The sequence below is a fragment of the Pseudomonas guariconensis genome, from assembly GCF_024127895.1.
GTDB lineage: Bacteria > Pseudomonadota > Gammaproteobacteria > Pseudomonadales > Pseudomonadaceae > Aquipseudomonas > Aquipseudomonas guariconensis_B.
On record NZ_JAMYBK010000026.1, the window covers coordinates 47,957 to 59,115 of the forward strand.

At 64.9% G+C, this 11,159-nt stretch carries 10 protein-coding genes; 4 read left to right on the forward strand and 6 right to left on the reverse strand.

Features of this window, described 5'->3' with window-relative positions; genetic code table 11:
- Nucleotides 1-139: 139 nt before the first annotated feature.
- The 4 genes from lon to cmoB all read left to right on the forward strand — a co-directional run bounded on the left by lon (nt 140) and on the right by cmoB (nt 4,858).
- Nucleotides 140-2,560, forward strand: a complete 2,421-nt coding sequence (gene lon, locus NJF35_RS20955) for an endopeptidase La (RefSeq protein WP_253091438.1) — start codon at nt 140-142, stop codon at nt 2,558-2,560.
- A 119-nt stretch (nt 2,561-2,679) separates the two neighbouring features.
- On the forward strand, nt 2,680-3,072 hold the full coding sequence (locus NJF35_RS20960) for a protease inhibitor I42 family protein (protein ID WP_225788093.1): 393 nt from the start codon (nt 2,680-2,682) through the stop codon (nt 3,070-3,072).
- Between the two features lie 89 nt (nt 3,073-3,161).
- Nucleotides 3,162-3,905: a carboxy-S-adenosyl-L-methionine synthase CmoA gene (gene cmoA, locus NJF35_RS20965; RefSeq protein ID WP_225788092.1), complete on the forward strand. Its 744-nt coding sequence runs from the start codon at nt 3,162-3,164 to the stop codon at nt 3,903-3,905.
- A complete protein-coding gene (gene cmoB / locus NJF35_RS20970; RefSeq protein ID WP_225788091.1) occupies nt 3,902-4,858 on the forward strand; it encodes a tRNA 5-methoxyuridine(34)/uridine 5-oxyacetic acid(34) synthase CmoB in 957 nt (318 codons plus the stop codon). The genes cmoA and cmoB overlap by 4 nt, the downstream gene beginning before the upstream one ends.
- Before the next feature lie 38 nt (nt 4,859-4,896).
- Here the strand turns inward: cmoB and pdxJ are convergent, their stop codons facing one another.
- The 6 genes from pdxJ to lepA form a co-directional block, all read right to left on the reverse strand.
- On the reverse strand, nt 4,897-5,622 hold the full coding sequence (pdxJ, locus tag NJF35_RS20975) for a pyridoxine 5'-phosphate synthase (protein ID WP_262924644.1): 726 nt from the start codon (nt 5,620-5,622) through the stop codon (nt 4,897-4,899).
- 61 nt (nt 5,623-5,683) lie between these two features.
- A complete protein-coding gene (recO, locus tag NJF35_RS20980) occupies nt 5,684-6,367 on the reverse strand; it encodes a DNA repair protein RecO (protein WP_253091439.1) in 684 nt (227 codons plus the stop codon).
- A 51-nt stretch (nt 6,368-6,418) separates the two neighbouring features.
- Nucleotides 6,419-7,321, reverse strand: a complete 903-nt coding sequence (gene era, locus NJF35_RS20985) for a GTPase Era (RefSeq protein WP_225788088.1) — start codon at nt 7,319-7,321, stop codon at nt 6,419-6,421.
- Nucleotides 7,314-8,003: a ribonuclease III gene (rnc, locus tag NJF35_RS20990; protein ID WP_225788087.1), complete on the reverse strand. Its 690-nt coding sequence runs from the start codon at nt 8,001-8,003 to the stop codon at nt 7,314-7,316. Before rnc ends, era begins: the two co-directional genes overlap by 8 nt.
- A gap of 163 nt (nt 8,004-8,166) precedes the next feature.
- Nucleotides 8,167-9,021 (reverse strand): signal peptidase I, encoded by an 855-nt coding sequence (gene lepB, locus NJF35_RS20995; protein ID WP_225788086.1) that lies wholly within the window; start codon nt 9,019-9,021, stop codon nt 8,167-8,169.
- Between the two features lie 5 nt (nt 9,022-9,026).
- On the reverse strand, nt 9,027-10,826 hold the full coding sequence (gene lepA, locus NJF35_RS21000) for a translation elongation factor 4 (protein ID WP_225788085.1): 1,800 nt from the start codon (nt 10,824-10,826) through the stop codon (nt 9,027-9,029).
- Between the last annotated feature and the right edge of the window lie 333 nt (nt 10,827-11,159).

Below are 11,159 nucleotides of genomic sequence, written 5' to 3' on the forward strand. Positions count from 1 at the left end.
CAAGCTGCAAGAAGAAAGTGGAGCATGCACGATCTGCTTCTTCTTGCAGCTTGAAGTGAAGCGCCTTGCCCCTGGGACGGGTTGAAACCCGTCCTCCCCCGCCCCATCTAAGCACCATAGCCATTCACGCAGGTGCCCCATGAGCGACCAGCAGGATTTCCCGGAACATCCCGACGAACACAGCGAAGTCGAGCATCTCGAAGCCAAGGCCACCACCGGCCACCACCTCGCCCTGCCCGGCCAGCAACTGCCGGACAAGGTCTATGTGATCCCGATCCACAACCGCCCGTTCTTCCCGGCCCAGGTGCTGCCGGTGATCGTCAATGAAGAGCCCTGGGCGGAAACCCTCGACCTGGTGGCCAAGACGCCCCACCACTCCCTGGCCCTGTTCTTCATGGACACCCCGCCAGAAGACCATCGCCATTTCGATACCTCGGCCCTGCCGCAGTACGGCACCCTGGTCAAGGTCCACCACGCCAGCCGCGAGAACGGCAAGCTGCAGTTCGTCGCCCAGGGCCTGACCCGGGTACGCATCCGTACCTGGCTCAAGCACCATCGTCCACCCTACCTGGTAGAGGTCGACTACCCCCGCCAGCCGGCCGAGCCGACCGACGAGGTCAAGGCCTACGGCATGGCCCTGATCAACGCGATCAAGGAGCTGCTGCCGCTGAACCCGCTGTACAGCGAGGAGCTGAAGAACTACCTCAACCGCTTCAGCCCCAACGACCCGTCGCCGCTGACCGACTTCGCCGCGGCACTCACCTCCGCCACCGGCGCCCAACTGCAGGAAGTGCTCGACTGCGTGCCGATGCTCAAGCGCATGGAAAAGGTCCTGCCGATGCTGCGCAAGGAGGTCGAGGTCGCGCGCCTGCAGAACGAGATCTCCGCCGAGGTCAACCGGCAGATCGGCGAGCACCAGCGCGAATTCTTCCTCAAGGAGCAGCTCAAGGTCATCCAGCAGGAACTGGGCCTGACCAAGGACGACCGCAGCGCCGACCTGGAGCAGTTCCAGCAACGCCTGGAGGGCAAGACCCTGCCCGAGTCGGCGAAAAAGCGCATCGACGAGGAAATGAGCAAGCTGGCGATCCTCGAGACCGGTTCGCCGGAATACGCCGTTACCCGCAACTACCTGGAATGGGCCACCGCCCTGCCCTGGGGCGTGTACGGTGCGGACAAGCTCGACCTCAAGCACGCCCGCAAGGTCCTCGACCAGCACCATGCAGGGCTGGACGACATCAAGGAACGCATCCTCGAATTCCTCGCCGTGGGCGCCTGGAAGGGCGAGATCAGCGGCTCGATCGTCCTGTTGGTCGGCCCGCCCGGGGTCGGCAAGACCAGCATCGGCAAGTCGATCGCCGAATCCCTCGGCCGGCCGTTCTACCGCTTCAGCGTCGGCGGCATGCGCGATGAAGCCGAGATCAAGGGCCACCGGCGCACCTACATCGGCGCCCAGCCAGGCAAGCTGGTGCAGGCGCTCAAGGAGGTCGAGGTGATGAACCCGGTGATCATGCTCGACGAGATCGACAAGATGGGCCAGAGCTACCAGGGCGACCCAGCCTCGGCGCTGCTGGAAACCCTGGACCCGGAGCAGAACGTCGACTTCCTCGACCATTACCTGGACCTGCGCCTGGACCTCTCCAAGGTGCTGTTCGTGTGTACCGCCAACACCCTGGACTCGATCCCCGGCCCCCTGCTCGACCGCATGGAGGTGATCCGCCTGTCTGGCTATATCACCGAGGAAAAACTGGCCATCGCCAAGCGCCACCTGTGGCCCAAGCAGTTGGCCAAGGCCGGCGTGGCCAAGAGCAGCCTGGGCATCAGCGACAGCGCCCTGCGCCTGGTGATCGAAGGCTATGCCCGCGAAGCCGGTGTGCGCCAGTTGGAGAAACAACTGGGCAAGCTGGTGCGCAAGGCCGTGGTCAAGCTGCTGGAAGACCCGGACGCCAAGCTCAGGATCGGCCCCAAGGACCTGGAGCCGGCGCTGGGCATGCCGGTGTTCCGCAGCGAACAGGTGCTGGCCGGCAAGGGCGTGATCACCGGCCTTGCCTGGACCAGCATGGGCGGCGCCACCTTGCCGATCGAGGCCACGCGTATCCATACCCTCAACCGTGGTTTCAAGCTGACCGGCAAGCTGGGTGATGTGATGAAGGAGTCCGCTGAGATCGCCTACAGCTATGTCAGTGCCAACCTCAAGCAGTACGGGGGCGACCCTGGTTTCTTCAACGAGGCCTTCATCCACCTGCACGTGCCGGAGGGCGCCACGCCCAAGGACGGCCCCAGCGCCGGCATCACCATGGCCAGCGCCCTGCTGTCCCTGGCCCGCGACCAGTCGCCGAAGAAAGGCGTGGCCATGACCGGCGAGCTGACCCTCACCGGCCAGGTCCTGCCCATTGGCGGAGTGCGCGAGAAAGTGATCGCCGCAAGGCGCCAGAAGATCTTCGAGTTGATCCTGCCGGAAGCCAACCGGGGGGATTTCGAGGAGTTGCCGGACTACCTGCGCGACAGGTTGACGGTGCACTTCGCCAAGCGCTTCGCCGATGTGGCGAAAGTGCTGTTCTGAAGGCCGGCGGCCGCAGTGCGGCCCATTCGCAGCGGTTCGAGGCGAATGGGCCGGCACAGGCTACACATTGATCCGACACCTTCGGTATCCTCAGGCCATCGCCAGCCTCCGGAGCCAACATGACCGTCCTTCGCCTGCTCGTTCCCCTGAGCCTCGCCCTGCTCGCCGCCTGCGCCCAGCAGCCACGCCAGAATGTCGACCTGGACGCCGAGAGCGAATGCCCCAGGCACCTGCAGGTCGGCCAGACGCTGACCCTGACCCTGCCCAGCAATCCCTCCACCGGCTATCGCTGGCTGCTGCAAGACCCCGCTGCGAACATACTGCGCAGCCTCGGCCCCGAGGTCTACAGCGCCCCTGAAGAGGCCGGCATCGTCGGCAGCGCCGGTGTTTCCACCTGGCGCTTCCAGGCCCAGGCCGCCGGCGAGGGCCACCTGATCCTGGTCTACCAGCAACCTTGGGCACCGGAAGTCCGCCCCGTGCAGACCTTCGACTGCACGATTCGGGTGCAATGAGCACACGGCGCCGGTCAGCCAACCATGCAAGCTTGCCGCGGTTTGGCTAGAATGCCGGCCCTCTAGTTTGCCAGCCGCCTGGATCCACCGTGAGCAAAGAACCCGACCGCCTATTCGCCCAGCCCTTGGAGCAGGTGCCCGACTTCGTCTTCAACGAGGATGTGGTGCGGGTGTTCCCGGACATGATCAAGCGCTCGGTGCCCGGTTACCCGACCATCGTCGAGAACCTTGGCGTGCTGGCGGCCCGCTTCGCCCAGCCGCACACGGCCCTCTATGACCTGGGCGCCTCGCTCGGCGCGGTGACCCAGGCCCTGCGCCGCCATGTACGTACCGACGGCTGCCGGGTGATCGCGGTGGACAACTCCGTCGCCATGGTCGAGCGCTGCCGCCAGTACCTCACTGCCCAGGACTCGATGTTCCAGGAACTGCTGCCGGTGCAGGTGCTGGAAGCCGACATCCTCGCCCTGCCGTTCGAACCGGCCTCGGTGGTGGCGATGAATTTCACCCTGCAGTTCATCGCCCCGGAGCAACGCCTGGCACTGCTTGGCCGCATCCACCAGGCCCTGCTGCCCGGCGGTGCGCTGATCCTCTCCGAGAAACTGCGGTTCGAGGATGACCAGGAACAGGCGCTGCTCAACGAACTGCACCTGGACTTCAAGCGTGCCAATGGCTACAGCGAACTGGAAATCGCCCAGAAGCGCAGCGCCATCGAGAACGTGATGAAGCCCGATAGCCTGGAGAGCCACAAGCAACGCCTGCGCGACGCCGGCTTCTCCAAGGTCGTGCCCTGGTTCCAATGCCTCAACTTCGCCTCGCTGATTGCCCTGCCATGATCGATCTGTCCCCTCTCGTCCGCCGCCTGGCGGGTACGCCTCTCGCCACCTGGTCCCAAGGCCTGCAGGCACAACTGGAAGCCAAGCTGGAAAAAGGCCATGGCGATCTCGACCGCTGGCGTGGCGCCCTGGAGGCCCTGCCTGATTTACAGGCGAGCGAAATCGACCTGGCCGACGGCCTGCGCCTGGACTGTGCGTGCGACGACGCTACCCGCGCCGTGCTACACCAGGCACTGATGGGGCTCTCGCCCTGGCGCAAGGGGCCGTTCGACCTGTTCGGCGTGCACGTGGACACCGAATGGCGCTCGGACTGGAAATGGTCGCGAGTCTCCCCGCACCTGGACCTCAAGGGCAAACGCGTGCTCGACGTGGGCTGCGGCAATGGCTACTACCAGTGGCGCATGCTCGGCGCCGGGGCCGACATGGTCATCGGCGTCGACCCCAACTGGCTGTTCTTCTGCCAGTTCCAGGCCGTGCAGAAATACCTGCCCGACCTGCCGGCCTGGCACCTGCCGTTCGCCCTGGAAGACCTGCCCGCCAACCTGGAAGGTTTCGACACGGTCTTTTCCATGGGCGTGTTCTACCATCGCCGCTCGCCCATCGAGCACCTGCTGGCGCTCAAGGACTGCCTGGTCAAGGAGGGCGAGCTGGTGTTGGAAACCCTGGTGATCGAGGGCGACGAACACCAGGTGCTGGTGCCCGAGGACCGCTACGCACAGATGCGCAACGTCTGGTTCCTGCCGTCGGTACCGGCGCTGGAGCGCTGGCTGCGCCGGGCCGGGTTCCGTGACGTGCGCTGTGTCGACCTGAGCGTCACCAGCGTGCAGGAGCAGCGCAGCACCGAGTGGATGCGCTACCAGTCGCTCGGCGACTTCCTCGACCCGCACGACCACAGCCTGACCATCGAAGGCCTGCCAGCCCCGCGTCGGGCGACGCTGCTGGCGCGCAAGTAAGCCATTCGCGAAAGGGCCGCAAGGCGGCCCCACCTGGGTCAGCGCGCGCTGGCCGCGACGATCAAGGCCTTCATCTCGGCCACCGCCGCCTTGAAACCGACGAACAACGCATGCGCCACCAGCGCATGGCCGATGTTCAGCTCATTGATGCCCTCGATCGCCGCCACCGCCTCGACGTTGTGGTAATGCAGACCATGGCCTGCGTTGACGATCAGGCCCTGGCCAACGCCGAAGGCGACACCGTCGACGATACGCTTGAGTTCCTCGGCCACCTCGGTCGGCGACTGAGCATCGGCATAGCGCCCGGTATGCAGTTCGATGGCCGGGGCACCGACCCGACGAGAGGCTTCGATCTGCCGTTCGTCGGCATCGATGAACAGCGAAACCTCCGCACCGGTACGCGCCAGGCGCTCCACCGCCGCCTTGATCCGCGCTTCCTGGCCGGCGACGTCAAGGCCACCTTCGGTGGTCAGTTCCTGGCGCGTCTCGGGGACCAGGCAGATATGCGCCGGACGGATCTTCTCGGCGAAGGCCATCATCTCTTCGGTGACGCCCATCTCGAAGTTCATGCGGGTCTGCAGCACGTCCTTGAGCAGCAGCACGTCGCGCTCCTGGATGTGCCGGCGGTCTTCGCGCAGGTGCACGGTGATGCCGTCGGCGCCCGCTTCCTCGGCGTCCAGCGCGGCCTTGACCGGATCCGGGTAACGCGTGCCCCTGGCCTGGCGGAGCGTCGCCACGTGGTCGATGTTGACGCCGAGAAGCATGCGGTTGCTGTGAGTCACGAAAGGCTCTCCTGAAAATCGGGCCTCACAGCATACGACGTGCTCAGCGCTTGCGAAACAGTTCCCGGCTGACCAGTGGCTTGGGCCCCAGGTGCACGGCCAGGGCCTGGCGCATCAGGCGCTTGGCCGCCAGCAAGGCACCCGGTGCATCCCAGTCGGCCTCGGCCAGGGCCAGCAGCTCGGCACCGTTGAACAGCCCAGGCTGGACCAGGTACACCCGCTCCAGCCCGGCATCCACCTGCAGACGATACAGGCCGTCGGCCTGGACCGGATCGTCGTTGACGTCGCGGTCCAGGGCGAAGGCATAGCCCAGCTCATCCAGCAGGCGCCATTCGAAGGCGCGCAGCAACGGCTCCAGCGGCCGGCCGGCGGCCAGGGCCTGGAGGGTCAAGGTGTAATGCTCGAACAACAGCGGATGGGCCACTTCCGCCGGCAGCAGGCGCATCAGCAGCTCGTTGAGGTAGAGCCCGCTGAACAGCGCGTCGCCATGCAGCCAGGCGGCCACGCCGACGCTGTCCAGGCGGCCGACGTTCTTCAGCTCGCCACGCCCGCGCAGTTCTACCTCCAACGGCACGAACGGCCGCACCAGGCTGCCGCCCTTGCCCCGGGCCCGGCGCAGCACCGCGCGCACGCGCCCCTGGGGCGTGAGGAAATCCACCAGCGCGCTGGTTTCCCGGTAGGCGCGGCTGTGCAGCACGTAAGCCGGTTGGCCGACTGGTTGTTCCATGGGGAAGGGCCCGGAGGGTGGGCGGCCCGTGAAGCGCCGGGCCGCCGGAAATTACAGGTCGCCGTAGCCCAGCGAGCGCAGGGCGCGCTCGTCGTCGGACCAGCCGCCCTTGACCTTGACCCAAAGGTTGAGCATGACCTTGGCGTCGAACAGCAGCTCCATGTCCTTGCGCGCGTCGGAGCCGATGCGTTTGATGCGCTCGCCCTTGTCGCCGATGATGATCTTCTTCTGCCCGTCACGCTCGACCAGGATCAGCGCATGGATGTGCAGCACATGGCCCTGCTGCTTGAACTCCTCGATCTCCACGGTGATCTGGTACGGCAGCTCCGCGCCGAGCTGACGCATGATCTTCTCGCGTACCAGCTCGGCGGCGAGAAAGCGGCTGCTGCGGTCGGTGATCTGGTCTTCCGGGAAGAAATGCTCGTTCTCCGGCAGGTGCTGGCCGATCAGTTCTTCCAGCGCCTGCAGGTTGTGCCCCTGCTGGGCGGAGATCGGCACGATCTCGGCGTTCGGCAGTTGCTCCTGGAGCCATTGCAGGTGCGGGATCAGCTCGGCCTTCTCGTCCATGCGGTCGGTCTTGTTGACCGCCAGGATCACCGGGCCCTTGACGTACTGCACGCGCTCGAGCACCAGTTGGTCCTCGTCGGTCCAGCGGGTGCGGTCGACCACGAAGATCACCACGTCCACGTCCTTCAGGGCGGCCGAGGCGGTGCGGTTCATGTAGCGGTTCAGGGCCTTGTCGTTGGCCTTGTGCATGCCGGGCGTGTCGACGTAGATCGCCTGCACGTCGCCTTCGGTCTTGATGCCGAGCATGGTGTGACGGGTGGTCTGCGGCTTGCGCGAGGTGATCGCCAGCTTCTGGCCGAGGATGTGGTTGAGCAGGGTCGACTTGCCCACGTTGGGGCGGCCGACGATGGCCACGTAGCCGCAGCGGGTCGGGTTGCTATCAGTCATTGCCATTCTCCACGCCCAGGGCGATCAGTGCAGCGGCGGCGGCGACCTGCTCGGCGATACGCCGGCTCACGCCCTGGCCGCGGCTCTTGTTGTTCAGCAGCACCACTTCGCACTCGACGAAGAAGGTCCGGCAGTGAGGTTCGCCCTGGATGTCCACCACTTCATAGCGCGGCAGCTCGCAGGCACGCGACTGCAGGAACTCCTGCAGGCGGGTCTTGGGGTCCTTGTTGGTGTCGACCAGGGTCAAGCCGTCGAACTCGCCAGCCAGCCAGGCCAGGATGCGTTCGCGGGCGGTCGCCATGTCGGCGTCCAGGTAGATCGCCCCGATCAGCGCCTCGAGGGCGTCGGCGAGGATCGACTCACGGCGAAAGCCGCCGCTCTTGAGCTCGCCAGACCCCAGGCGCAGGTACTCGCCCAGGTCGAAGCCGCGGGCCAGGCGGGCCAGCGTCTCGCCCTTGACCAGGCGCGCGCGCAGGCGCGACAACTGGCCTTCGCGGGCCTGCGGAAAGCGCTCGAACAGCGCCTCGCCGACCACGAAGTTGAGGATCGCATCGCCCAGGAACTCCAGGCGCTCGTTGTTGCGCCCGGCATAGCTGCGATGGGTCAGGGCCAGGAGCATCTGCTCCTGGTTCTTGAAGGTATAGCCGAGCTTGCGCTCCAGGCGGGCAAGGGAAGCACTCATGGGGCCACCCGTGGGTTGTTCAACGCGTTGTTCAAATCAACATCCTGAAAGACTGTTTGGCTGTGGCCCACCACCCCGGGGCGGTGGAATCTCCCGATCCCTGAGAACACAGCCTATGTCAGAAAAGCATTCGGCGCTGTCTATCAGGACAGCGCCGTTGGTATCAATGGATCAGGCCGACCCGCGACAGGTTGGGGAAGTGGCTGAGCTTGGGCTCCGGCCAGCTCATCCACACCGCGAAGGCCTTGCCGACGATGTTCCGATCCGGAACCATGCCGTGCAGTTCCTTCGGAATGTTCGGATCGTCCCAGTAGCGGCTGTCGTTGGAGTTGTCGCGGTTGTCGCCCATCATGAAGTAGTGACCGGCCGGCACGGTCCATTGCTGGTCCGGCGGCATACGGTAACGGCTCATTTCCTTGCGGATCAGGTGCTCGGCCTCGCCCAGTTTCTCCTTGTACAGCTGGGCGCTGCCCAAGGTACCCGGCTCGGCGCCGACCAGCTGCTCGGCGACCGGCTGGCCATTGACGTACAGGCGCTTGTCGCTGGTATAGCGGACCTGATCGCCCGGCAGGCCGACCACGCGCTTGATGTAGTTGACGTTCGGGTCGCTGGGGTAGCGGAACACCATCACGTCGCCGCGCTGCGGGTCACCCACCTCGATGACCTTCTTGTCGATCACCGGCAGGCGAATGCCGTAGGAGAACTTGTTCACCAGGATGAAGTCGCCCACTTCCAGGGTCGGTTTCATCGATCCCGAAGGGATCTGGAACGGCTCGACCAGGAACGAGCGCAGCACCAGCACGATGAACAGCACCGGGAAGAACGACTTGCCGTACTCGACCAGCAGCGGTTCCTTGCTCAGACGCTCGACCACCGCCATCTCGGGCTGGCTGACGCTGCCCTGGTAGTTGGCGACCGCCGCCCGCCGGCGCGGAGCCAGGAACAGCAGGTCGATCAAGCCCAACAGGCCGCAGACGGCAACGGCGATGACTAGCAACAGCGGGAAATTTAGCGACATAGGACCTAGCTATCCAACCTGAGCACGGCGAGGAAGGCCTCCTGTGGAATTTCCACGTTGCCCACCTGTTTCATGCGTTTCTTACCGGCCTTCTGCTTCTCCAGCAGCTTCTTCTTACGGCTGACGTCACCGCCATAGCACTTGGCCAGTACGTTCTTTCTGAGCGCCTTGACAGTGGTGCGCGCGATGATCTGGCCGCCGATGGCTGCCTGGATCGCCACGTCGAACATCTGCCGAGGGATCAGTTCCTTCATTTTCTCCGTCAACGCACGGCCCTTGTAGTGGGCATTGTCGCGGTGAACGATCAGCGCCAGGGCGTCTACCTTGTCGCCGTTGATCAGCACGTCCAGCTTGACCAGGTTGGCCGACTGGTAGCGATCGAAATGATAATCCAGCGAGGCATAGCCGCGGCTGGTGGACTTCAGACGGTCGAAGAAGTCGAGCACCACCTCGTTCATCGGCAGGTCGTAGCGCACCTGCACCTGGGAGCCGAGGAACTGCATGTCGCGCTGAACGCCACGCTTCTCGATGCACAGGGTGATGACGTTGCCCAGGTGCTCCTGGGGCACCAGGATGGTGGCCTGGACGATCGGCTCGCGGAAGTCGGCGACCGCCGAGACGTCCGGCAGTTTGGACGGGTTGTCGACGTAGATGGTCTCGCCGGTCTTGAGCTCGAGTTCGTAGATCACGCTCGGCGCGGTGGTGATCAGGTCCAGGTCGTATTCGCGCTCCAGGCGCTCCTGGATGATCTCCATGTGCAGCATGCCGAGGAAGCCGCAGCGGAAGCCGAAGCCGAGGGCGTCGGAGCTCTCCGGCAGGTATTGCAGCGAGGAGTCGTTCAGGGTCAGCTTCTGCAGCGCTTCGCGAAAGTCCTCGAAATCGTCGGAACTGACCGGGAACAGGCCGGCATAGACCTGCGGCTGGATCTTCTTGAAGCCGGGCAGGACCTCGACCTCGGGCGTCGAGGACAGGGTCAGGGTATCACCGACCGGGGCACCGTGGATGTCCTTGATGCTGGCGATGATGAAGCCCACCTCGCCGGCCTTGAGGTCGGCGGTCTGGGTGTGTTTCGGGGTGAAGACGCCGACGCTGTCGACCAGGTGCACCTTGCCGGTGGACTTGACCAGGATCTTGTCGCCCTTCTTGACCCGGCCGTGGCGTACACGCACCAGGGAGACGACGCCCAGGTAGTTGTCGAACCAGGAGTCGATGATCAGTGCCTGCAGGGGCGCGTCGATCTCGCCTTCGGGCGCGGGGATGGTGTGTACCAGGCGTTCGAGCACCTCGTCCACGCCCATGCCGCTCTTGGCGCTGCAGGCCACGGCGTCGGTGGCGTCGATGCCGATGATCTTCTCGATCTCGTCCTTGACGCGGTCCGGGTCGGCCTGGGGCAGGTCCATCTTGTTCAGCACCGGCATGACCTCCAGGCCCTGCTCGATGGCGGTATAGCAGTTGGCCACGGACTGGGCCTCGACGCCCTGCCCTGCGTCCACCACCAGCAGCGCGCCTTCGCACGCGGCCAGCGAACGGCTGACCTCGTAGGTGAAGTCGACGTGGCCGGGGGTGTCGATGAAGTTCAGCTGGTAGGTCTTGCCGTCCTGGGCCTTGTAGTGCAGCGTGACGCTGTGGGCCTTGATGGTGATCCCGCGCTCGCGCTCCAGATCCATGGAGTCGAGGACCTGGGCTTCCATCTCGCGTGCCGTCAGGCCACCGCACATCTGGATGAAACGGTCGGCCAGCGTCGACTTGCCATGGTCGATGTGGGCGATGATGGAGAAATTGCGGATATGACTCAAATCACTCACGGGTCAACACTCGAAAAGGCTGCGAGCCGGACGCCCGCCGAAAAATAGCCGTGAATTGTAACTCAAGCCGCAGGGATATGGGAGATTCCTCATCGGACGACATGTGTACGAATACGCCTCCTGACAGCAGGCGCGGCTCCATGCCGGCCAGGTGGGGCATTCAGCCACCTCCAGGGCCACTTCGCGCCTGGGACACCTTCATGAAAAAGGGCAGCCGAAGCTCAATGCCGGTCAGTTAAGACGTTCAGTTGTCATTTGGGGCCGCTTCGCGCCCCATCGCCGGCAAGCCGGCTCCCACACTGTCCGTGCAAACCGCATCATGTGTGGTCGCCG